Annotated in this window: 17 protein-coding genes; 8 read left to right on the top strand and 9 right to left on the bottom strand. The window is 53.8% G+C overall.

Annotation, left to right across the window (positions count from 1 at the left end; genetic code table 11):
* Nucleotides 1-12 precede the first annotated feature (12 nt).
* Entirely contained in the window at nt 13-2,676 is a 2,664-nt protein-coding gene (gene rcsD, locus C7434_RS09100; protein WP_033740607.1) for a phosphotransferase RcsD, read from the top strand.
* A gap of 1 nt (nt 2,677) precedes the next feature.
* The gene (rcsB, locus tag C7434_RS09105; RefSeq protein ID WP_006120001.1) at nt 2,678-3,328 is read left to right on the top strand and encodes a response regulator transcription factor RcsB; all 651 of its coding nucleotides are present in this window, start codon (nt 2,678-2,680) and stop codon (nt 3,326-3,328) included.
* 43 nt (nt 3,329-3,371) lie between these two features.
* Here rcsB and rcsC read toward each other — a convergent pair whose 3' ends face one another.
* Together rcsC and gyrA are read right to left on the bottom strand one after the other, a co-directional pair.
* Nucleotides 3,372-6,218 (bottom strand): two-component system sensor histidine kinase RcsC, encoded by a 2,847-nt coding sequence (gene rcsC / locus C7434_RS09110; RefSeq protein ID WP_033740958.1) that lies wholly within the window; start codon nt 6,216-6,218, stop codon nt 3,372-3,374.
* 221 nt (nt 6,219-6,439) lie between these two features.
* Nucleotides 6,440-9,082 (bottom strand): DNA topoisomerase (ATP-hydrolyzing) subunit A, encoded by a 2,643-nt coding sequence (gyrA, locus tag C7434_RS09115; protein ID WP_033740609.1) that lies wholly within the window; start codon nt 9,080-9,082, stop codon nt 6,440-6,442.
* A 176-nt stretch (nt 9,083-9,258) separates the two neighbouring features.
* Here gyrA and ubiG point away from each other — a divergent pair, with 176 nt between their 5' ends.
* The 4 genes from ubiG to yfaE all read left to right on the top strand — a co-directional run bounded on the left by ubiG (nt 9,259) and on the right by yfaE (nt 14,201).
* Nucleotides 9,259-9,987 (top strand): bifunctional 2-polyprenyl-6-hydroxyphenol methylase/3-demethylubiquinol 3-O-methyltransferase UbiG, encoded by a 729-nt coding sequence (ubiG, locus tag C7434_RS09120; protein WP_033740611.1) that lies wholly within the window; start codon nt 9,259-9,261, stop codon nt 9,985-9,987.
* Nucleotides 9,988-10,443: 456 nt separating this feature from the next.
* Nucleotides 10,444-12,729, top strand: a complete 2,286-nt coding sequence (gene nrdA / locus C7434_RS09125; protein ID WP_033740614.1) for a class 1a ribonucleoside-diphosphate reductase subunit alpha — start codon at nt 10,444-10,446, stop codon at nt 12,727-12,729.
* A 78-nt stretch (nt 12,730-12,807) separates the two neighbouring features.
* Nucleotides 12,808-13,938, top strand: coding sequence for a class Ia ribonucleoside-diphosphate reductase subunit beta (gene nrdB, locus C7434_RS09130; RefSeq protein WP_006120006.1), 1,131 nt, complete (start codon nt 12,808-12,810; stop codon nt 13,936-13,938).
* A gap of 2 nt (nt 13,939-13,940) precedes the next feature.
* Nucleotides 13,941-14,201, top strand: a complete 261-nt coding sequence (gene yfaE, locus C7434_RS09135) for a class I ribonucleotide reductase maintenance protein YfaE (protein ID WP_006120007.1) — start codon at nt 13,941-13,943, stop codon at nt 14,199-14,201.
* 71 nt (nt 14,202-14,272) lie between these two features.
* Here the strand turns inward: yfaE and C7434_RS09140 are convergent, their stop codons facing one another.
* Nucleotides 14,273-14,662, bottom strand: coding sequence for a RidA family protein (locus C7434_RS09140; protein WP_133745378.1), 390 nt, complete (start codon nt 14,660-14,662; stop codon nt 14,273-14,275).
* 145 nt (nt 14,663-14,807) lie between these two features.
* Here C7434_RS09140 and C7434_RS09145 point away from each other — a divergent pair, with 145 nt between their 5' ends.
* A complete protein-coding gene (locus C7434_RS09145) occupies nt 14,808-15,395 on the top strand; it encodes a TetR/AcrR family transcriptional regulator (RefSeq protein WP_006120009.1) in 588 nt (195 codons plus the stop codon).
* A gap of 75 nt (nt 15,396-15,470) precedes the next feature.
* On the opposite strand, the gene C7434_RS09150 is transcribed toward C7434_RS09145, so the two are convergent.
* Entirely contained in the window at nt 15,471-16,667 is a 1,197-nt protein-coding gene (locus C7434_RS09150; protein WP_006120010.1) for a nicotinamide mononucleotide deamidase-related protein YfaY, read from the bottom strand.
* A 170-nt stretch (nt 16,668-16,837) separates the two neighbouring features.
* Nucleotides 16,838-17,149, bottom strand: a complete 312-nt coding sequence (elaB, locus tag C7434_RS09155; RefSeq protein ID WP_133745470.1) for a stress response protein ElaB — start codon at nt 17,147-17,149, stop codon at nt 16,838-16,840.
* 332 nt (nt 17,150-17,481) lie between these two features.
* Between elaB and C7434_RS09160 the strand changes: the two genes are divergently transcribed.
* Nucleotides 17,482-19,140: a glucan biosynthesis protein gene (locus tag C7434_RS09160; RefSeq protein ID WP_006120012.1), complete on the top strand. Its 1,659-nt coding sequence runs from the start codon at nt 17,482-17,484 to the stop codon at nt 19,138-19,140.
* 112 nt (nt 19,141-19,252) lie between these two features.
* On the opposite strand, the gene C7434_RS09165 is transcribed toward C7434_RS09160, so the two are convergent.
* The 4 genes from C7434_RS09165 to nuoM all read right to left on the bottom strand — a co-directional run bounded on the left by C7434_RS09165 (nt 19,253) and on the right by nuoM (nt 23,847).
* The gene (locus tag C7434_RS09165) at nt 19,253-19,723 is read right to left on the bottom strand and encodes a GNAT family N-acetyltransferase (RefSeq protein ID WP_133745379.1); all 471 of its coding nucleotides are present in this window, start codon (nt 19,721-19,723) and stop codon (nt 19,253-19,255) included.
* Between the two features lie 41 nt (nt 19,724-19,764).
* The gene (locus C7434_RS09170; protein ID WP_133745380.1) at nt 19,765-20,670 is read right to left on the bottom strand and encodes an alpha/beta hydrolase; all 906 of its coding nucleotides are present in this window, start codon (nt 20,668-20,670) and stop codon (nt 19,765-19,767) included.
* A gap of 192 nt (nt 20,671-20,862) precedes the next feature.
* Nucleotides 20,863-22,320 carry an NADH-quinone oxidoreductase subunit NuoN gene (gene nuoN / locus C7434_RS09175; protein WP_006120015.1) on the bottom strand — a complete coding sequence of 486 codons (1,458 nt, stop codon included), beginning with the start codon at nt 22,318-22,320 and terminating at the stop codon, nt 20,863-20,865.
* A gap of 6 nt (nt 22,321-22,326) precedes the next feature.
* On the bottom strand, nt 22,327-23,847 hold the full coding sequence (gene nuoM / locus C7434_RS09180; protein WP_033740623.1) for an NADH-quinone oxidoreductase subunit M: 1,521 nt from the start codon (nt 23,845-23,847) through the stop codon (nt 22,327-22,329).
* Nucleotides 23,848-23,954: the final 107 nt, after the last annotated feature.

The raw sequence follows: 23,954 nt of genomic DNA on the forward strand, positions 1-23,954 counted from the left end.
ATCTGAGACGCTATGTTGTATAAGTTTCCTCTGACATCCAGCAATGTCACCCGCTTTTTTATCGTATTTAACCTGGTACTGTTACTGGCGCTGGGTTGTATGGTGCAAAATTCAATTAATGCCTGGCTAACCGATAAACGCTATGCCATGGCCGATATGGCGCACGACGTACAAAAACGTATTGATACCTATCGTTTTGTGACCTGGCAAATTTATGAAAACCTCTCGGCCAGTGCGGCAGGTTCCGTCCCTGCCAGCAATTTACAAGAGACGCGTCTGCGTCCTGATGTCTATTACCTCGAAAAAACCCGACGTAAAACCGAAGCGCTGATCTTTGGTTCGCATGACAGCAGCACGCTGGATATGACGATGCGGATGTCCAGTTATCTTGATACGCTGTGGGGTGCCGAATCGCCGACCTGGTCGATGTATTTCTTAAATGGTCAGGACAACAGCCTGATTATGATATCGACCCTGCCGCTGAAAGATTTGGCCACTCGCTATAAAGAGAATGCGTTAAGTTCATTAGTGGATGCGCGCCGTGCTGAAATGCTGCAGCAGGCGAATGCGCTGGATGAACGCGAAAGCTTTTCGCCTCTACGTCACCTTGCTTTCCAGAACGATCACTACTTTACTCTGCGTACGACGTTTAATCAGCCCGGCCATCTGGCTACTGTCGTCGCGTTTGATTTGCCTGTGAATGACTTAATCCCGCTTAATATGCCGGTAGAGAACTTCCAGTTGCGTCAGGATGCCAGCTTTACCAATAACACCAGTACAAACCAGGAAGGCCTTGAGACAACCCAGGTTTCGCTGGTCAGCCACGACATTGAGATAGCCGCAGCCCTGCCCAGCACCTCGCTGCAGCTGGTTTACCGGGTCCCCCTTGTTCGCCTGCTGCTCGACAGTGCGCATAACCTGATGTGGCCACTACTGATTAACCTGGTGCTGTTTTTACTTTCACTGAGTGGCGTATTGTTACTACGCAAACAATCGCTTCGTCCCAGTGAAAACCAGAGTGCTGAACTGGACTCCCTTCGCGTACTCAATCAGGAGATTGTGGCCAGCTTACCTGTGGGCCTGTTGGTGTACGACTTTGCGAGTAACCGTACCTTGTTAAGTAATAAGATCGCCGAGCATCTTTTGCCTCACCTGAACCTGCAAAAGATCATCAATATGTCCGATCAGCATCAGGGTGTATTACAGGCTACGATCAACAACGAAGTGTATGAAATACGCCATGCGCGTAGCGTTTTATCGCCGCATACACAGCTGTTTATGATGCGCGATCAGGATCGGGAATTACTGGTCAACAAGAAACTGCAAAAAGCACAGCAGGTGCTGGATCGCAACCACCAGATGCGTCAGCAGTTGCTGCATCACCTTGGCCATGCGTTAAACCAGCCGCTGGAAAAAATCGTCTCGCAGTTGGTGCAGTTGAGTCAGCGTGATAATGACGAAAGCGTGCTGGATATTCTGGATGAGAGCCAGTCACTGGCTCGTCTGGTGGACGATATCGTGCTGCTCAATCGTCTTGAAGCGCATGACTGGTCACCTGATGCGTCGGTATTTAACCTGCAAGAGTTACTGGACGAAATTACGCTGGAGAGCCTGCCGCTGCTGCGTCGCAAAGGCCTGTCCCTGGTGGTGAATAATCATCTGGCAAATGACGAGATGCGCTTTGGCGATCGACGTGCATTGCGCAAAATCCTCACCACGCTGATGCATTATGCGCTGATTACCACCCGCTGGGGCAAGATTACCCTGGCGGTGAAGACGGCAGAGAACCAGCCTGACCGGGTCTATATTGAACTGGTGGATACCGGTGCCGGACTGACCGTGGATGAACTGGCGAACGTGGACTTCCCGTTCCTGGGCGATACCAGTCAGGATCGTTATGGTCAGGCGTCCGGTATGGCGTTTTTCCTGTGCAAGCAGTTATGTAAACAAATGGGCGGTAGCCTGGAGATTGTGGCGAAAGCCGATATCGGCACACGCTATAACATTCAACTGCCCCTCACGCTTGAGGAACAGCGTGATGAGGAGGAAGAGAAAATCCTGGAAGGCGTAACCGCGCTGGTGGAGATCGCCGTTGAAGATGTCCACAAAATTGTTTGTCGCCATCTGGAAAACTGGGGCGCGCGCTGCCTGACGCCTGATGAACGTATTTCGGGTCAGGATCACGACGTACAGATCACCGACGATCCGGGCAAACTGAGTGGCTGGGCATTGTTACTGGCAGAAGACGAACCGGGCCATCATGCGCTGAACGATCAACAGTATCGCGTCAATTTCAATCTCAGTAATGCACTACTGGATGCATTACTGGCACTGATTGAGAAGCAATTGTCCCACGATGTAATGGAGGATAACACTGAAGAAGATGACGCCAGCACGCCACTGCTAAGTGGAGGCTATTTCCAGCTGTTTACTGAGACAGTACCGGATGATGTAAAGAGATTGTATACTGAGTCAGCGATAAACGATTATGCCTCGCTTGCTCAGACTGCCCATCGCCTTAAAGGCGTGTTTGCTATGCTTAATTTGACACCGGGCAAACAGCTTTGTGAAGAATTAGAACACCACATCAAAGTGTGTGACGATTCAAACATTAAAAATACCACCAGTAATATTGACGCTTATGTCAATCAACTGCTGCAGCAAGGTAACCAATAAGATGAATAACCTGAATGTAATTATTGCCGATGATCACCCAATTGTTCTTTTCGGTATCCGAAAATCTCTGGAACAAATTGAGTGGGTTAACGTTGTGGGTGAGTTTGAAGACTCAACAGCACTGATTAACAACCTGTCCAAGCTTGATGCCAATGTGCTGATCACCGACCTCTCTATGCCGGGTGAAAAGTATGGTGACGGTATTACGCTGATCAAATATATCAAACGCCATTATCCTGATCTGTCGATCATTGTTCTGACCATGAACAACAACCCGGCCATCCTCAGCTCCGTGCTTGATCTGGATATCGAAGGTATCGTTCTGAAGCAAGGTGCGCCAACCGATCTGCCTAAAGCGCTGGCTGCGCTGCAGAAAGGCAAGAAATATACGCCGGAAAGCGTGGCGAAACTGCTGGAGAAAATCAGTGCCGGCGGTTATGGCGATAAGCGTCTGTCGCCTAAAGAGAGCGAAGTATTACGTCTCTTCGCTGAAGGCTTCCTGGTAACGGAAATTGCGAAGAAGCTGAACCGCAGTATTAAGACCATCAGTAGCCAGAAAAAATCGGCCATGATGAAGTTGGGTGTGGATAACGATATTGCCCTGCTCAACTATCTGTCATCGGTCAGCGCGACCCAAATCGACAAAGAGTAAGTTTTCAGGCGGTGCACTCGCACCGCCTCCTTCCGCTTCTCTTTTATCCCTGCCGGGCTTTACGTACCCGCTCTGCATAGAGACCCAGCGTTGATTTCAGCACATCCAGCGTCACGGGCTTCGACAAGCAGTTGTCCATCCCTGCGTCCATACAACGCTGCTTTTCTTCGGCCAGCGCGTTCGCCGTGACGCCTATCACCGGGAACACATGCCCTAACTGACGCAGGCGCTGAGTCAGACGATAACCGTCCATATTGGGCATGTTCACATCGGTCAGCACAATATCAATTGTATTACGGCTTAAGACATTTAAGGCGTCAACACCGTCCTGGGCGGTTTTCACCTGATAACCCAGCGTGCCAAGCTGCTCTGACAGCAGCATGCGGTTGATAGGATGATCGTCAACGATCAGCACCATAATGTCGTCATTATGGATTTTCTCTTCGACCGGCCCGCTCAGAGAAAGCGCGTCCGTGCTCTCGGTTTCCACGGCAATGCGGTAAATACGTGCCAGTAAAGTCGGCAGTTCATGCAGGGTTGCCGTGCTGTGGATCCAGCGCCCTGCCTGCGGCTCACGCGGCATATCCACATGCGCGCCGTCAAACGTGATAACCGCACGCACCTGGGGGAATGTCTCCATTGCATAGTCGGTTAACACCACATCATCACTGCCAGGGTTTGCCAGCATATCGGCGACCTGGAAGCCATGTTGCTTCAACAGCCTGTCCAGATACTGGGCCAGGTACTCATTGCGCATTGCCAGCCAGATTTTCTTATCCTGCAGCCCGTCAAGCAGTGGAATGGACGGCTGCTTACCATTGTAGATGGGGATACGCACGATAAACTGGCTTCCCATTCCCGGCTCTGACTCCACCTCGATATCACCGTCCATCATGTTGATCAGCTTTTCACAAATCGCCAGGCCCAGCCCGGTGCCCTGGAAATTGCGCTGGACGCCATTTCCGACCTGGAAGAACGGATCGAATAACCGGGTGAGCTCTTTTGCCGGAATCCCGACGCCGGTATCACGCATACGAAAGGCCAGATAGCCCTGGGTGACGTATGCATGCAGGATAATGCAGCCGGTATGCGTAAATTTGATCGCATTATTGAGCAGGTTAGAAATCACCTGTTGCAGACGCAGGGGATCGCCATCGAGGAACTGCGGAACATCGTGTTCAATATAGCAGTACAGTGTCAGGCGTTTTTTCACCACCAGCGACAGATAGTTACCGACAATATGGGTAATCACTTCACGCGGGGAGAAAGGACGCGGTTCAATCTTCAACTGTTCCGACTCGATTTTCGAGAAATCGAGAATATCGCTGATGATTTTTAACAGCAGACTGGAGGAGTTGTTCATGGCGGTGACCAGCGAGTCGATACCGCTGGGCAACTGTCGTGTCTGTAATAAATCCAGATTACCAATAATGCCGTATAACGGCGTGCGCAGTTCATGGCTGACCGTGGCCAGAAACATCGATTTCGACTGGCTGGCCTGTTCAGCGGCATGCGCCATCTCCTGCAATGACTGCTCCATACGAACGCGCGCGGACACGTCAACCAGCACGCAGATGGCGACGTTTTCATTGCGATATCGGGAATGCACAAAGCTGATTTGCAGATTGGTGTTGCTGCCCGTCAGGACATCCACAAAGTTGACCTGTTGGCCGCCGATAATTTCATTTAACCGCTTGCGGTCTTCCTGCGTCAGCAACGTAAGATAGTTATGCGCCAGCTCATTACTCAGAATGTTGGTGCCATCGCTGGTGCGCAGAATACAGATCCCGACCGGTGCTGACGCCACGATCTTACGGTTAAACTGCTCATGCTCTTCCAGCCTGTGTGCATTCTCTTCCGCAGGCAAAAACATGCGCCGCTCAAATAACCAGGCCAGCGTAAACAGCAGTACCGCACTCATGATATTGAGCAGCACCGCGTTAATCATCATGAGCCTGAGCTGATCGACCAGGACATCCGTTGACACCGACCAGATCACATTGAGTTCTGATGGCGGCAAGGGTTTCTTGAGCACCAGCTGGCGATAACCGTCCAGATAACCAAACCAGGTTTTATCGTCGGGTAATTCGTTTAGCGAGAAACCTACGCCTCCCCGGCGTGACGTCAGCAACGGCGTATAATTTTCGTCGGTTATGGTCGCGGTCACCGGCAGGCTGCCGGGCTGGATAAATTCATCAAGGCGGATATTTTGCTCTACGCCCAGCAAAGCCTGCAGTTTATCGGCCACATAGACCGGCATCACCACAGAGAAGCTGCCTACACCAGGCTGAGCGGAGCTGCTCACCCAGTAAGCCGGATTACGCTGGTCCTCTTCCGGGCTGTTACGGTAACGCTGCAGGTTTTCCCGCAGAAGCTTCAGACTGCGATCGCGACTGACATTATTATTGTTATTGCTGACGGTAAAGTCAGCCAGGCACCTGTTATCGCCGCCAATGAGGAAGACCCGGTTCAGCTCGTAGGAGGAGGCGAAATTGCTTTTCCAGTAGTTAATGTAGTTGCCTAAGGAATCAAGCGAGTTGCGCCAGGTGGTGCTCATGGAGGCACAGTCGTCACCGGAATATAACGGCATAAACTGTGGCTGAATCAGATTGTCCGCCTGGGACTGACCGATGGGTGCAGGTCTGGCGAGCCGGTTTTCAGCAATATATTTGAGTTCACGCATCATGCCCGCAGAATGACGGACGTACCAGTCAATGGTGCCGTAGTTACTGGCAAACTCCTGACGTACCTTGTTCTCTTTGTCATGCAGGACGCTGATAATATAGAACGTCGTCAGAACAGCGCCCAGCAACCAGATGAGCAGTGCCAGCGCGCGAAACAGATAGCGCGAAATGCGCAGCGTCGTGCGGAAAGAAACTAGATATTTCAAAGGTGACTCGCAGGTGGCAAGGTTAGTCGCATTGTTGGATTTTTGATGTTCATACACTAGCTTTATCGCAGCGAAAAAGCCAGTCGACTCCGGGCTCAGGGCGCAGTTTGAGAATGTTTGACCTGCCGCCCACCTCTCCTCTCGCTGTCTTCACAGCCAAAAAAAACGGCAGGCCGGGTTACCCCTGACCTGCCGTTGCGGTTTAACGTACGACGGGTAACTTACTCGTCGTCGTCCACTGCCGGTTCATCATCGTCGTCATTGTCGACTTCAGGTACGATATCATCGTCCCCTTCCGCCACGCTGCCATCGATAGCATCCAGCTCTTCTTCTTCCACCGGTTCCGCTACGCGCTGCAGACCGACAACATTCTCGTCTTCGGCTGTACGAATCAGGATCACACCCTGAGTATTACGGCCCACGATGCTGACTTCGGAGACACGGGTTCTTACCAGTGTGCCGGCATCGGTGATCATCATGATCTGATCGCTGTCGACAACCTGTACCGCACCAATAACCGGGCCATTACGCTCAGTTACTTTGATGGAAATCACGCCCTGCGTTGCACGGGATTTGGTCGGGTACTCACTGTTCGCGGTACGCTTACCGTAGCCGTTCTGCGTAACCGTAAGAATAGCGCCCTCTTCACGCGGCACGATCAGCGAAACTACGCGATCGTTTTGCGCCAGCTTAATGCCCCGTACGCCCGAAGCCGTTCGGCCCATGGCACGTACCGCGGATTCTGCAAAGCGCACCACCTTACCGGCCGCAGAGAACAACATCGCCTCATCGTTACCGTTCGTCAGCGCCACACCGATCAGCTCATCGTCATCACGCAGGTTAATCGCGATAATGCCTGCGCTACGTGGGCGGCTAAACTCCTGCAGACCCGTTTTCTTCACGGTCCCGCTGGCGGTAGCCATGAAGATGTTAAAGCCTTCGGTGTATTCACGTACCGGCAGAATCGCCGTAATACGTTCGTTGGCTTCCAGCGGCAACAGGTTGACGATAGGACGCCCACGTGCACCACGGCTGGCTTCAGGCAACTGGTAGACTTTCATCCAGTAGAGCCGGCCACGGCTGGAGAAGCACAGGATCGTGTCGTGGGTATTCGCCACCAGCAGACGATCGATAAAGTCTTCTTCTTTGATTCGGGCGGCAGACTTGCCTTTACCGCCACGGCGCTGGGCTTCATAGTCGCTCAGCGGCTGATATTTCACATAGCCCTGATGCGACAATGTCACCACAACATCTTCCTGATTGATCAGGTCTTCGATGTTGATGTCGGCGCTGTTAGCCGTAATTTCAGTGCGGCGGTCGTCGCCGAACTGATCGCGCATCAGCTCAAGCTCTTCGCGAATGACTTCCATCAGACGTTCTGAGCTGGACAGGATGTGCAGTAATTCTGCAATCTGATCCAGCAGCTGTTTGTACTCGTCCAGCAGCTTCTCATGCTCAAGGCCGGTCAGCTTCTGCAGACGTAAGTCCAGAATGGCCTGCGCCTGTTGTTCTGTCAGGTAATACTGACCATCACGGATACCGAACTGCGCTTCCAGCCACTCTGGACGGGCCGCATCGTCGCCTGCACGTTCCAGCATCGCGGCCACATTGCCCAGCGCCCACGATTGCGAGATCAGACCCGCTTTTGCTTCCGCTGGCGTTGGAGCGCGGCGAATCAGTTCGATAATCGGATCGATGTTAGCCAGCGCAATCGCCAGACCTTCAAGGATATGTGCCCGATCGCGCGCCTTGCGCAGTTCGAAAATAGTACGGCGTGTCACCACTTCACGGCGATGGCGAACGAAGGCTTCGAGAATCTCCTTCAGCGCCATAATCTTCGGCTGGCCCTGATGGAGAGCGACCATGTTGATACCGAAAGAGGTCTGCAACTGAGTCAGGGAATAGAGGTTATTGAGAACCACTTCACCAACGGCGTCACGCTTGATTTCAATGACGATACGCATGCCGTCTTTATCAGACTCATCGCGCAGCGCACTGATTCCTTCGACGCGCTTTTCTTTCACCAGCTCGGCAATCTTTTCTATCAGGCGCGCTTTGTTCACCTGATAGGGCAGCTCGTGAATGACGATGGTTTCACGTCCGGTTTTGGCATCCACTTCCACTTCACCACGGGCACGGATGTAAACTTTACCGCGACCGGTGCGATAGGCTTCTTCAATGCCGCGACGCCCGTTGATAATGGCCGCCGTCGGGAAATCAGGCCCCGGAATGTGTTCCATCAGCCCTTCAACGCTGATGTTTTCATCTTCAATATAAGCCAGGCAGCCGTTAATCACTTCGCGCAGGTTATGCGGCGGAATGTTGGTGGCCATACCGACGGCAATACCGGACGATCCGTTGACCAGCAGGTTAGGGATTTTGGTGGGCAGAACTTCAGGGATCTGCTCGGTACCGTCGTAGTTCGGTACGAAGTCAACGGTCTCTTTTTCCAGATCAGCTAACAGGTCGTGGGCGATTTTAGACATGCGCACTTCGGTATAACGCATCGCCGCAGCGGAGTCGCCGTCGATGGATCCGAAGTTGCCTTGACCGTCCACCAGCATGTAACGCAGGGAGAAAGGCTGGGCCATACGTACGATGGTGTCGTAAACGGCAGAATCACCATGCGGGTGATATTTACCGATAACGTCACCGACGACGCGGGCAGATTTTTTATAGGGTTTGTTCCAGTCATTACCCAGTTCGCTCATCGCGTAGAGTACGCGGCGATGTACTGGCTTCAGGCCATCACGCACATCGGGTAAAGCTCGGCCAACAATGACCGACATGGCGTAATCGAGGTAAGAATTTTTTAACTCTTCTTCGATATTAACCGGTGTAATTTCTCTCGCAAGGTCGCTCATGGAGCCGCTATCCCTCTACTAATCCCGGATTTTAAAGGTGCGAAAGTATATCACACCGCAATTCACTGGTGAACGTTAACCACCTTATTAAGGTGCTTTTACTCATGTTGATAAGATGCGCCATGATAAGTTAAGCGTTTATACTGATGTCACATTTTGTCAGGAGTCACGATTCAATGAATGCACAACCACAGAACCCTCAGCACAATGTCGATGCACAGGAAATTGCCAAGTTCGAGGCCGTTGCCTCGCGCTGGTGGGATCTGGAGGGCGAATTTAAACCGCTGCACCGTATTAATCCCCTGCGGCTGGGCTACATTGCGCAACACAGTCACGGGCTGTTCGGTAAAAAAGTGCTCGATGTCGGCTGTGGTGGCGGTATCCTGGCGGAAAGCATGGCCCGGGAAGGTGCAATCGTCACCGGGCTGGATATGGGCGCGGAGCCACTTGAGGTGGCACGACTGCATGCGCTGGAGAGCGGCGTGACGCTCGACTATGTGCAACAAACGGTCGAGGAGCATGCCAGCCAGCATGCAGGCCAGTACGATGTGGTGACCTGCATGGAGATGCTTGAGCACGTGCCGGATCCACGTTCGGTGGTGCACGCCTGCGCGCAGCTGGTTAAACCCGGTGGCGAGGTGTTCTTCTCGACCATTAACCGTAATCCCAAAGCCTGGCTGATGGCGATTTTCGGTGCGGAATATGTCCTGCGCATGGTGCCGCGTGGGACGCATGATGTGAAGAAATTTATCCGTCCCTCCGAGCTGCTGGGTTGGGTGGATGAAACCCCACTGCGTGAACGCAACATGACAGGCCTGCACTACAACCCGCTTACCGATCGGTTCCGTCTGGGCAAAGGTGTGGACGTGAACTACATGATTCACACGCATCACGGCGAGGCGTAATTCCTGTGCAGCGTGCGGCTTTGCCCACGCTGCTGTCATCCCACTGTCATCACAAAACGCTATCCTCCCTGGCGCTACGCGTTAAGCGCTCTGGCACGACGGCTATGACTCAAAACAGGCTTTCGTATAGTCCAATGCTGGAAAAAGTCGCGCAATGTTTGAAAAATCAGCGGTCGATCATAAATCGCAATATTTTCTCAGACTGGTTGACAAGACCTGCGGCCTTACGAGACGCGGCCTAAGAAAACCCGCAGAAAATACAACCCCCGCAGACATCATTTTTTCCTCTTGTTAAGCGCCAGCAAAATACTAGAATAAGCCTCCATATTGTTATACTTATCTTCGACAACCCCAAGATGTAGTGTTTATCCACAACATTATTCACAATGAATATGCTGTGTATAAATCGGGATTTCTTTTAATTATTGGATACTCACGCAAAGGTAAAAACGCGACATGAACCAAAGTCTGCTCGTTACTAAACGCGATGGCCGCCAGGAGCGCATTGATCTCGACAAAATTCACCGTGTCCTCGACTGGGCAGCTGAAGGGCTGAACAATGTGTCGGTTTCACAGGTAGAGCTGCGTTCCCACATTCAGTTTTATGATGGCATCAAAACCTCTGACATCCATGAAACGATCATCAAGGCCGCTGCAGACCTTATTTCTCGCGATGCCCCTGACTATCAGTATCTTGCCGCCCGTCTGGCGATCTTCCACCTGCGTAAAAAAGCGTACGGCCAGTTTGAGCCACCCGCACTGTACGATCAGGTCGTTAAGATGGTTGACCTGGGCAAATACGATCGCCATCTGCTGGAAGACTACAGCCGTGAAGAGTTCGAGCAGATGGACGGCTTCATCGACCACTGGCGCGACATGAATTTCTCGTACGCGGCCGTGAAACAGCTGGAAGGCAAATATCTGGTTCAGAACCGCGTCTCCGGTGAGATCTATGAAAGCGCCCAGTTCCTGTACATTCTGGTAGCCGCCTGCCTGTTCTCAGGCTATCCGCGTGCGACCCGGATGGATTACATCAAGCGTTTCTACGATGCGATTTCCACGTTTAAAATCTCCCTGCCGACGCCAATCATGTCGGGAGTGCGTACGCCAACCCGTCAGTTCAGCTCCTGTGTCCTGATTGAATGTGGCGACAGCCTGGATTCCATCAACGCGACCTCCAGCGCTATTGTGAAATACGTTTCACAACGCGCAGGTATTGGTATTAACGCGGGTCGTATCCGCGCGCTGGGCAGCCCGATTCGCGGCGGTGAAGCTTTCCATACCGGTTGTATCCCGTTCTACAAGCACTTCCAGACGGCGGTGAAATCCTGTTCGCAGGGCGGCGTCCGTGGCGGCGCAGCGACCCTGTTCTATCCGATGTGGCATCTGGAAGTGGAAAGCCTGTTAGTCCTGAAAAACAACCGTGGTGTGGAAGGTAACCGCGTGCGTCACATGGACTACGGTGTGCAGCTCAACAAAATGATGTACCAGCGCCTGCTGAAGGGCGAGGACATCACGCTGTTTAGCCCGTCAGACGTACCTGGCCTGTACGATGCGTTCTTTGCCGATCAGGACGAATTTGAACGTCTTTACACCAAATACGAACAAGACAGCAGCATTCGTAAGCAGCGTGTGAAAGCGGTGGATCTGTTCTCGCTGATGATGCAGGAACGCGCCTCTACCGGCCGTATCTACATCCAGAACGTTGACCACTGCAACACACACAGCCCGTTTGACGCCAGTATTGCGCCAGTGCGCCAGTCGAACCTGTGTCTGGAAATTGCGCTGCCAACTAAACCGCTCAATGACGTCAACGACGAAAACGGTGAGATTGCGCTCTGTACGCTGTCAGCATTTAACCTTGGTGCGATTGACAGCCTGGACGATCTGGAAGAGCTGGCCACGCTGGCCGTACGCGCGCTGGATGCACTGTTGGATTATCAGGATTACCCGATTCCGGCCGCGCAGCGGGGTGCGATGGGTCGTCGTACGCTGGGCATTGGCGTCATTAACTTTGCTTACTACCTGGCGAAGCACGGCGTGCGCTACTCCGACGGCAGCGCGAATGGCCTGACGCACAAAACCTTTGAAGCCATTCAGTACTACCTGCTGAAAGCCTCAAATGAGCTGGCTAAAGAGCAAGGCGCCTGCCCGTGGTTCAATGAAACCACCTATGCACAGGGCGTGCTGCCAATTGATACCTACAAGAAAGATCTGGATGCGATTTGCAACGAGCCGCTGCACCTGGACTGGGAAACCCTGCGCGAGCAGATTAAAACCCACGGCCTGCGCAACTCGACGCTTTCTGCCCTGATGCCGTCTGAAACCTCGTCGCAGATTTCAAACGCCACCAACGGTATCGAACCGCCGCGCGGCCATATCAGTATTAAAGCGTCTAAAGACGGTATCCTGCGTCAGGTGGTGCCGGAGTATGAGCGTCTTAAAGATCAGTACGAACTGCTGTGGGATATGCCGTCCAACGATGGCTACCTGCAACTGGTTGGCGTAATGCAGAAATTCATCGATCAGGCGATTTCGTCAAATACCAACTACGATCCGTCGCGCTTCCCGAATGGCAAAGTGCCGATGAAGCAACTGCTGAAAGATCTGCTGACCGCCTACAAGTTTGGCGTGAAAACGCTCTACTACCAAAACACCCGTGATGGTGCGGAAGATGCGCAGGACGATCTGGCACCTTCTATTCAGGATGATGGCTGCGAAAGCGGCGCCTGTAAGATCTGACGGTCGGGCGGGAGCCTTTCCCGCCCACATTTTTCCGCGAGGCCGGTGCTGAGCCTCGTCTACCATGGACAGTTTTTTATGGCTTACTCCACTTTTTCACAAAACAAAAATGACCAGCTGAAAGAGCCTATGTTTTTCGGTCAGTCCGTTAACGTGGCGCGCTTTGACCAGCAGAAATACGATATCTTTGAAAAACTGATCGAAAAGCAGCTTTCGTTCTTCTGGCGTCCTGAAGAAGTCGATGTCTCGCGCGATCGCATCGACTACCAGGCCCTGCCCGATCATGAAAAGCATATCTTCATCAGCAACCTGAAATACCAGACGTTACTGGACTCGATTCAGGGACGCAGCCCGAACGTGGCACTGCTGCCGCTGATCTCGATTCCGGAACTGGAAACCTGGATCGAAACCTGGGCGTTCTCCGAAACGATCCACTCTCGCTCGTACACCCACATCATTCGCAACATCGTGAACGATCCGTCTGTGGTGTTTGACGATATCGTCACCAACCAGCAGATTCTGGCGCGTGCGCAGGACATCTCTAAGTACTACGATGACCTGATTGAGATGACTAACTACTGGCATTTGCTGGGCGAAGGTACGCATCAGGTCAATGGTAAGTCCATTACGGTTAACGTGCGCGCGCTGAAAAAGCAGCTGTATATTTGCCTGATGAGCGTCAATGCGCTGGAAGCGATCCGCTTCTACGTCAGCTTTGCCTGCTCTTTTGCGTTTGCTGAGCGAGAACTGATGGAAGGCAACGCCAAAATCATCAAGCTGATTGCACGCGACGAAGCTCTGCATCTGACCGGCACCCAGCACATGCTGAATCTGCTGCGCACCGGTGAAGACGATCCTGAAATGAAAGAAATTGCCGCCGAATGCCGTGAAGAGTGCTTCGAGCTGTTTAAGAAAGCGGCCTTACAGGAGAAAGAGTGGGCAGATTACCTGTTCAGCGGCGGCTCCATGATCGGTCTGAACAAAGATATCCTGTGCCAGTATATCGAATACATCACCAACATTCGTATGCAGGCGGTTGGCCTCGATCTGCCGTTCGAAACGCGCTCGAACCCGATTCCCTGGATCAACGCCTGGCTGGTGTCCGATAACGTTCAGGTTGCCCCGCAGGAAGTGGAAGTCAGTTCTTACCTGGTGGGTCAGATTGATTCAGAAGTGGGCGAAAACGACTTCGACGACTTCCAGTTATAACGATGAGCCGTTCTGTTGTTATTCTGCGCAGTTCCGGCACCCGACTGGAGTGCGCAGACGATCATCCTAATCTGTTGACCATGCTGGAAGCCAACAACCTGTGCGTGGAGTTTCAGTGCCGGGAAGGTTACTGCGGCTCCTGCCGTATGCGGTTACTGCGCGGCGAGGTCGACTACGCGGAAACCCCGCTGGCCTTTATTGAACAGGGGGAGATCCTGCCCTGCTGCTGTAAGGCGAAAGGTGAAATCGAGCTTGAACTCTAGTGGTTGAGCCAAAGCGTTTAAAAAAACCGTCATCCCAACCGGATGACGGTTTTTTTTCGCCGGGTGCTGAATCAGGGGATACGGGCAATGACTTTGATTTCAAAATCGAATCCTGCCAGCCAGTTAACACCGACCGCCGTCCAGTTAGGATAAGGTGGCTGCGGAAATATCGCTTTTTTCACTTCCATAATGGTAGCGAACTGCGTTTCAGGGTCGATATGAAACGTGGTGACATCAATAAGATCATCGAACGAACAGCCTGCCGCCGCCAGTGTCTGGCGCAGATTCTCAAAGGCCAGTTGCACCTGAGCAGCAAAATCCGGTTCAGGCGATCCGTCCTTGCGACTGCCAACCTGACCCGAGACGAACAGCAGGTCGCCCGAGCGGATCGCAGCGGAATAGCCATGCCTTTCATACAGCGCATGACGACCCGCCGGGAAAACTGCTTCACGATTGCTCATTGTTTTACCCTCTGGTGAGTTGTTATCAGGAAATCATGCGCCTCATGACGACATGATTTAATATACTTCCCGTATGTGAAATAAAACACACATACGCCCCGTATGTCAATTTCAGATACGCGACGTATACGAAAAGGAGAGAACCATGGCAGGACGACCTCGTGCGGTCACGATGGAAGAAAATCGCCTTAAACTGATTGCCGCCGCACGTAAAGCCTTTGCCGAAAAGGGGTTTGCTGCCGCGTCCATGGATGAGCTGACGGCGAGCGTTGGTTTAACGCGCGGTGCGCTTTATCACAATTTTGGCGATAAACGTGGCCTTCTCGCCGCTGTGGTCGCGGAAGTCGACAGTGAAATCGCCCAGCGTGCAAAAGCGCGCGCGGCCAGTGCGGGCGACAGCTGGAACCAGTTGCTGGCGGAAGGTATCGCCTATATCGAGATGGCGCTGGACCCCGAAGTGCAGCGTATTGTATTACTGGATGGCCCGGCCTTTCTTGGCGATCCCTCCCTGTGGCCCAGCCAGAACGCCTGCCTGACCGCAACCCAGCATGCACTGGAGGAGATGGTCACGAGCGGCGTGCTGAAGCCCGTGGATGTTGAAGCCGCTGCCCGCTTGCTGAATGGTGCGGCGTTTACTGCCGCCTTGTGGGTGGCCGCCAGCGCCGAGCCCCAGGCCACGCTGGCTAAAGTCACGGCGACCTTTACCGTGCTGGCGACGGGGCTACGGCGTTAAACAGCGTGTTAGTTGAGGAAACGCGGGGAGCAGAAAAAGAAGGCGGTCGGTGCCGTTTGGCACCGGTCCGTATTTTTAATGCTTGATAGTTTCTAGCACATCAATCCAGCCGTGCCCTGTGCTGACCTCGCTGCCGTGTAACCAGCGCCGCAGCATGTTCATTGCCATCATCGCCACCACTTTCTGACGGGTTTCCAGGTTGTGACGACCACTATTGAATTTAACACGTTGTCCCCAGGTCGCTTCCGGTGTATGGAGCGCCACAGAGATCGCGTCTTCGCTCAGGCTGCCGACGGACAGGGCAAGCTGAGTCTGCAAGCGCGTCGCCAGCGCCTGGGTGCGCATGACCTGAACATCCAGACTCTCGTCCTGCTGCGGCAGAATTTCGCTGGCGCTCAGGGGCACGTCAGCCGAAGCCAGTTGCCAGTGAAGTAACCCTGCGGTGTACTGTTCGCTGATCGCCAGCCGCCAGTGACGTTGATGCAGTTCCCGCGCCAGCAGTGCAGGCAGCCCCTCAGTGCCTTCAAATATCGTACACTCGGCCAGCAACAAACGTACCTGCTGCCAGACCTGCTCCATCGCGACGCGCTGTTCGGCTGGCCCCGTAAGTTTGATTTCGATAATCGGCATGGAAGAACGGTAGCCCATCAGCACGTTCTCCGGCAGCGGCAACGGTTCCAGTTCATTCGCAATGTCGCTTTCTCCCCGGCCAAAGGTGGTCAGCCGCAGGCAAACGGGCGGTTCAGGCAGGTCGAACTTCGCTTTCAGACGGGGAATGATTTGTTGTTCGACCATTACCTTGAATTCAGAGGGAACGCCTGGCGTAAAGAACATCCAGCAGCGATTGAGTTGCAGTGCAAAGCCACAGGCGGTACCGACCGGGTTATCCAGCATTTCGGCGTTAGCGGGAATTTCTGCCTGTTTACGGTTGCTCTCAGCCATAACCCGTCCGCGGCTGGCGAACCAGGCTTCCATCGTTTCCAGCCAGGCTTCCTGCATCACCAGCCCTACCCCGCTCGCTTTGGCCGCGGCCTGGGCGCTAAGGTCGTCAGTGGTTGGCCCCAGTCCACCATTCACGATGAGCACGTCCGCCTCAAGACTGCGGGCCTTTAGCGTTTCCACCAGCGACGACATTGCGTCACCCACCGTAGTCCGGCTGGTCATCGGCAGCCCGTGTTGAAATAACACATCAGCCAGCCAGGCGGCGTTGGTATCGACGATTTGTCCATGTAACACTTCATCGCCCGTGGACAGCATTTCAACTCTTATCACATTCATTCTCCTTGTGCCTGTCGCTTTACTTTAGAAAGCCCCTGAACAAAACACAATCTGCGGGCAGGAATTAACCGGGTAACGGCATTTTCAGGCAGGTGACAGAAGTGCGGAAGAACCAGAAAGGGAGAACGGACAGGACAGCGCCTGCCCGTTTTAGGCGATTGAGATTAGCGACGCGCCAGCAGCAGGCCTAATACCAGCCCTGCAGTAGCACCGATGCCAATGCCCTGCCACGGTTTTTCATGGACGTAATCATCAGCACGGTACGCGGCCTGTTTGGCACGGTAGTAATAGCTATCCGAGGCCTGGCTGACACGTGATTTAACATCTTCCAGCGCGCGTTCAGCTTTGGTTTTCAGTTCGATATATTTCTGATCGGCCGGATCACCTGATGACTTCAGCACTTCTTCCAGCGTTTCAGCCAGCAGTGCGATATCGTCGTCATAGCCCGTGTCGAAAGATTCAGTCTGTTTTACCATCATTTCCTCCATGTGAATTGCAATGCACCTGGTTAACTATAGCCATAAATGAGGGCTTTGCGCGGCCCCTTACCAGGAATCACCTGAAAATCGGCGCAAGGAAAGCGCACGCGCGTCAACTTATGGCAGGCTGTGATTACGCAAAGAAGTGTAAGAGATGACTTGCTTAAAGCAATTTCGCTTCGTTTATTTGATTTATCTGATAAATTTTCAGCGAACTGAATTTTTCTCTAAGCCGACTGTCGTACCCTGCTGTTGCCTGTAATAATCAGGCTCTGTGCTTCGACACGACAGTCACAACAAACTCGAAAAGCTAAGGAATGATCTCCGGCATGAATCGAAGAATGTTTATGAAAGCGTCAATGGCCTTCTCCGCGGTGAGCGGTATGACAGGCTTATCAACGCTATTCGCGCAATCCGCCTGGGCAGATGATGGCATTGCTGACGGAATCGCAGTGCGCTTCGATTTCGACGAGTTAAAAAAGAACGCGGCCGCACTGGCCAAAAAGCCGTGGGGTGGTCCACCGGGCCCGCTGCCGCAAACGCTGGCTAACCTGACGCCGCAGGCTTACAACGATATTCAGTACGATGCTAATCACTCGCTGTGGAACAACATTCCGAATCGCGAGCTTGATGTGCAGTTTTTCCACGTCGGCATGGGCTTTAAACGCCGCATCCGCATGTTTTCCGTCGACAGTGCCAGCCGTGAGGCACGCGAAATCCACTTCCGCACCGAGCTGTTTAACTACAACGATGCGAAAGTCGACACTAAGCAGCTGGAAGGCAAAACCGATCTGGGGTTTGCGGGCTTCCGTGCCTTTAAAAAACCTGAACTGGCCCGCCGCGATATCGTCTCCTTTCTCGGTGCCAGCTACTTCCGTGCTGTCGATGATACTTACCAGTACGGCCTGTCCGCGCGTGGCGTCGCCATTAACACTTTCAGTAATGGCCAGGAAGAGTTTCCGGACTTTACAGCGTTCTGGTTTGAAACGCCGAAAGCCGAAGACACGACCTTCACCTGCTATGCCTTACTGGATGGGGCCAGCATCACCGGCGCATACAAGTTTGTGATTCACTGCGAAGCCGAACGCGTGGTGATGGACATTGAGAATCATCTCTTTGCCCGCAAGGATATTCGTCAGTTAGGCATTTCGCCGATGACCAGTATGTTCAGCTGCGGCACCAACGAGCGTCGGATGTGTAACACCTACCATCCCCAGATTCACGACTCCGATCGTCTGGCAATGTGGAGCGGGAAAGGGGAATGGATTGCCCGTCCGCTGAATAACCCTCAGCGCCTGCAGTTCAACGCCTACGAAGATGAAAACCCGCGTGGTTTTGGTCTGCTTCAGCTTGATCATGACTTTGAGAATTATCAGGACGTGATTGGCTGGTATAACAAGCGGCCGAGCCTGTGGGTTGAACCGGTTGGTAAGTGGGGTAAAGGTGCCATCAACCTGATGGAAATCCCCACGACCGGTGAAACGCTCGATAACATCGTCTGCTTCTGGCAGCCCGCCGAACCGATCAAAGCGGGCAACGCGTTTAGCTTTTCGTACAAACTCTACTGGAGCGCACTGCCGCCCGTACAGAGCCAACTGGCGCGTGTGGATGCAACCCGCACCGGCATCGGCGGCTTCCCCGAAGGCTGGGCGCCAGGCGAGCACTTCCCGGATGTGTGGTGCCGCCGTTTTGCTGTCGACTTTATCGGCGGCGATTTGCAGGCCGCCGCACCAAAGGGCATTGAACCGGTGATTACCGTGTCCTCCGGCACCTTTAAGCAGGTTGAGATTCTGTATGTTGAGCCGATCAAAGGGTACCGTATCCTCTTTGACTGGTATCCTGACAGCGACAGCGTACAGCCCGTTGAGATGCGTCTGTTCCTGCGCACCAAAGACGAAACGCTGAGCGAAACGTGGCTCTATCAGTATGTGCCGCCCCCGCCAGACCAGCGTAAATACGTTGACGATCGCCAGATGACCGTCAGCTAACACGGCCATCTCACGGCATAATGCATCTCAGGCCTGGCGCCGGGATGCATTTTTTTTGCGTACGTGAAAAGAACACGCGACAGGCTGAGGGAGGAATAAAACCGTCAGGCCGTTAGCGCGGTTTATTTCCCCCTGCTCTGCGCATATCAATATGGGGAATACCGTCCTCAAGGTAGCTGTCGCTGACCGCGACAAAACCGTGACGCTGATAAAACCCCGCAAGATGCGCCTGGGCAGAAAGAAACTGTGCATGCCCTGGCCAGTGCTGTTCACAGCTGGCTATCGCCTGCATCATCAACTGGTTACCTAAATTCAGGCCACGGGCTTTGCTGGAGATGATGACGCGCCCAATTTTTACCTCTGTCTCGGCGCGCCGGGGCGACAGGATGCGCGCATAGGCCAGCAGGTCATCCTGCGCCATGCCGAGGAGGTGACGATTCTCGCCCTGCAAATCCTGACCATCCACATCCAGATAGGCGCACTGCTGCTCCACGACGAAGACTTCACAGCGCAACGCCAGTACTGCATAAAGCTGCGGGACGCTTAATGCCTGCTGGTGCAGATCCAGCCAACTGATATGCATGTCTCATCCTCATTCAATAACCGACCCCTCACTGTAGCCTGCTAGCGGCTTTGCAGCCAGTGTTGATAACGCGCAGGCCAGGCCATGGTGGGTGTGCCGGGTTTCCCCATACCAAAACCGTGCCCGCCGGTTGGGTAGCGGATCATCTCCACATTTACGTGATGTTGCTGACAGGCTCGCGCCATGATCAGCGTGTTGTGGGGATCGGATATCGGGTCATCTTCGGCCTGCACCAGAAAAAAAGGCGGTGATGCTGCTGTCACCGTATTCTGCACCGACCAGGCGGCGTCTTCTGCCGCCGTAGGATGCGCCCCCAGCAAAATGCGGTGAGTGGATGTGTGCGTATAAGGCGCTTCCAGCGTAATGACGGGATAAATCAGCGCGGCACCGTCAACCTGAACAGGTGCGCTGTCCTGTGCCTCTGTCACCGCCCCCATGCGCGCGCCCATCGGGCTGATGGCCATCCCGAGCAAATGCGCACCGGCCGAAAACCCCAGCACCGTTAACCCTGTTGCCTGCGCTTTGACCAGTTGCAGGGCACGCAGCGCATCCTGCAGGGCAACCCGGTTACCATCGCCCCAGTGTTCGGACGGCAGACGATAACGCAATATCGCCGCAGTGTAGCCGCGCGCCGTTAACCAGCGAGCCGCGGGCCAGGCTTCTTTTGCCATTTCTATCCGTTTATAGCCGCCACCGCCGGCGATCAGGACAACATGACCGTTCCCCATGCCCGGTCGTAAGACGGTTAAGGTGGGTACGGCGATATGACGCTCTGCGCCTGAAGGCGATGTCTCAACCGGCCCTTCTGGCCCGCCACCGCCGGGTGGCGAGCCGGGCCAGAGGGGAATAACGGTTTGGGCGACAGCGGCCCGCGCGGCGAATGACAGTGTGCTTTTTGCCGTCAGCAGCGTTGCGGTACACCCCAGCAGAAAATGTCGGCGATCCATAAGCAATGCTCCCCCTTATCTGTTCGCCCATTTCAGCACGAAACTGTGGAAACAGAATGAAGATGCAGAATGAAAACGAAGAGAAAAGCGGACGCGACGTGATATTGCGAAGGCTATGCAAAAATCACCTGTGTCGATTTTCAGACAAAAAAAATCAGGCCCGAAGGCCTGATTGATCGCAACAGCGTGACATTACATCAGCGGCTGGGCCATCTGCACCAGTCTGATTAACGGCTGCGGATAAACGCCCAGCACCAACACCAGAATCGCGGAGATCAAGACAACCACGCCACCGGCGGTGAAGGCCCAGTTGGCTGGCGTATCGCGGCTCAGCAATTCAGGCGGGCTGAGATAAAGACTGACGGTAACGCGCAGATAGTAGTAAAGACCAATCGCACTGCCGACCACCACCGCACCGGTCAACCACCACAGGTTGGCGCTCACGCCAGAGGCAATCACGTAGAATTTACCGATAAAGCCCAGCGTCATGGGGATACCCGCCAGCGACAGCATCATCACGGTCATCACGGCCGACAGAATCGGACGGTGCCAGAACAGCCCGCGATAGGAGTAAAGCGAATCGGCATCCGGGCCACGATAAGGACTGGACATCAGGCTTACCACACCAAACGCGCCGAGGCTGCTGAACAGGTAACCGGCCAGGTAAACCCCTGCGGTTTCCAGCGACAGCTGATGATCTTTCACCGCAATCAGCGCGACCAGCAGATACCCCAGATGCGCAATGGAAGAGTAACCCAGCAGGCGCTTGATATTGCTTTGCGAAATCGCCATCAGGTTACCGAACAGGATGGAGACAAAGGCAATCACGGCCAGTACTGTCCGTACGGCTTCGCTGTCGGTCACCGGCGCGTACATAAACAGGCGCATGATAACGCCGAAGATCGCAATTTTGCTGGCGGTGGCAAGGAAAGTAGAAACCGGTGCGGGTGCGCCCTGATAAACGTCCGGCGTCCACAGATGGAATGGCACCAGTGACAGTTTAAAGCCCAGACCGATAATCAACATGCCCAGACCGACCAGCAGCAGCGGCTCCTGAATCATGCTGTCCGTCAGACTTTTACCCAGGCTGACGAAGCCCAAGTTGCCCGAGTCAGCGTAAATCAGCGCGATACCAAACAGCAGGAAAGACGATGCCGCCGCCGACAGGATGGTGTATTTCAGGGCCGCTTCCAGCGAACGTTTCTGACGGAAGGCGTAACCAATCAAACCAAACAACGGCAGTGACAGCAGTTCAATCCCGATAAACAATGATGCAAGGTGGTTAGACGCTGACAACACGATACCGCCCAGTGCAGCAATCAGAACCAGCAGATAAAACTCGTCCTTGTTGTCCGGGAACGTGGCCAGCCACGGATAGGCAAAAGTACAGGTTGCCAGGCTGGCGAGCATCACCAGGGCGGTATAGAACATCGAATACGCGTCTACACGCAGCAGCGGCGTGACATCCATCGCGCCAACCTGACCGACAAAATACAGTGACAGCAGTGCCAGGTTCAGGCCAACCACTGTTAGCGTGGCGTTAACAAAGTGGTTGCGTCGCCAGGCAATGGACAGCATCACAACCACCACCGTCAATCCGACGATTAACAGCGGCAGCAACGCGATCAATTGTTGAGGAGTTATTGTCATGGCGAATTACGGCCTTGTAGTTGAAATTGAAGCGGTAAACCACTGCTGAATATTGCTCATTGCAGCATGTGAGGTATCCAGAATCGGCTGAGGATAAACACCCAGCAGCACCAGCAGGACCACGAGCACCCCAATGGTCAGGAATTCACGCGCCGACATGCCCGGCAGCGGATCTTTCGATTTCGCTTCACCGTAGTAGGCACGTTGCATCATCACCAGCGAATAGACCGAGGCGAAAACCAGGCCAAAGGTCGCAATCACGATAATGACCGGAACGATCTGGAAACTGCCGGTCAGGATCATGAATTCCCCGACGAAGTTACCCGTACCTGGCATACCCAGATTGGCGACAGCAAAGAACAGGGATAACCCTGGAATCCATTTGATGCGCGACCACAAACCGCCCATCTGACGCATATCACGGGTATGCAGACGTTCGTACAGCTGTCCGCACAGGATAAACAGCGCCGCTGCTGACAGGCCGTGCGCGATCATCTGTACAACCGCGCCCTGGAAGGCCAACTGGCTACCGGTGTAAATCGCAATCAGGACAAAGCCCATGTGCGAAATCGAGGTGTAAGCAATCAGGCGTTTGATATCCGTCTGCGAGAACGCCATCCAGGCACCATAGAAAATCCCGATGATCCCTAACCACATCGCGATCGGTGCAAACTCTGCCGAGGCGTTTGGAAACAGCGGCAGGCTGAAGCGCAGTAAGCCGTAGGCGGCGGTTTTCAGCAGGATACCCGCCAGGTCAACTGAACCTGCGGTCGGAGCCTGACTGTGCGCATCAGGCAGCCAGCCATGAAGCGGGACAACCGGCATTTTCACCGCAAACGCGATGAAGAAGCCCAGCATCAGCAGGTACTCCACGGTGTGCGACATTGGCGTCTTTAGCAACTGCTCGTAGTTGAACGTCCAGACGCCCGTGGCGTTGTAGTGAACAAACACCAGCGCCAGAATCGCAATCAACATCACCAGACCGGATGCCTGAGTATAAATAAAGAATTTGGTCGCGGCGGTAATACGGGTTTTACCGTCCGATGCTTTATGTCCCCACAGCGCGATGAGGAAGTACATCGGCACCAGCATCATTTCCCAGAAGAAGAAGAACAGGAACATGTCAATGGCGAGGAACACGCCGATAACGCCGCCCAGGATCCACATCAGGTTCAGATGAAAGAAGCCCTGATACTTTTCAATTTCGTTCCAGGAACACAGCACCGCCATCAGGCCGAGCAGTCCGGTCAGCACCACCATTAACAGCGAAAGGCCATCAAGCGCTAAATGGAAATTAATGCCGAAACGGGGAATCCAGGGTACTGAGAAGCTCGATTGCCACTGCGGAATACCCGCTGCCTGCGTCAGTGAATAGCCCCCTTGCAACCAGAGTTGCAGCGAGAGCGCCAACGTCAGCCCCATGGTGATCAGTGCGATCCAGCGAGGCACCTTCGCGCCGAAGCGCTCGGTGAGCCAGCAGACGAAACCACCGAAGAAGGGTATGAAAATTAGCCAAGGTAATAACACGGCATACTTCCCTTTTTTTTGTCCTGGCTCGGGCTATCTCACTTACCCGTTTCGCCCCCGGCAGTGCTCGCAATCCTCACGTACTTCAGTACGCTCCGGTTGCTGTG

Origin of the sequence: Pantoea sp. PNA 14-12 (genome assembly GCF_004364735.1) — a bacterium.
In the GTDB taxonomy this organism is placed as follows: Bacteria; Pseudomonadota; Gammaproteobacteria; order Enterobacterales; family Enterobacteriaceae; genus Pantoea; species Pantoea stewartii.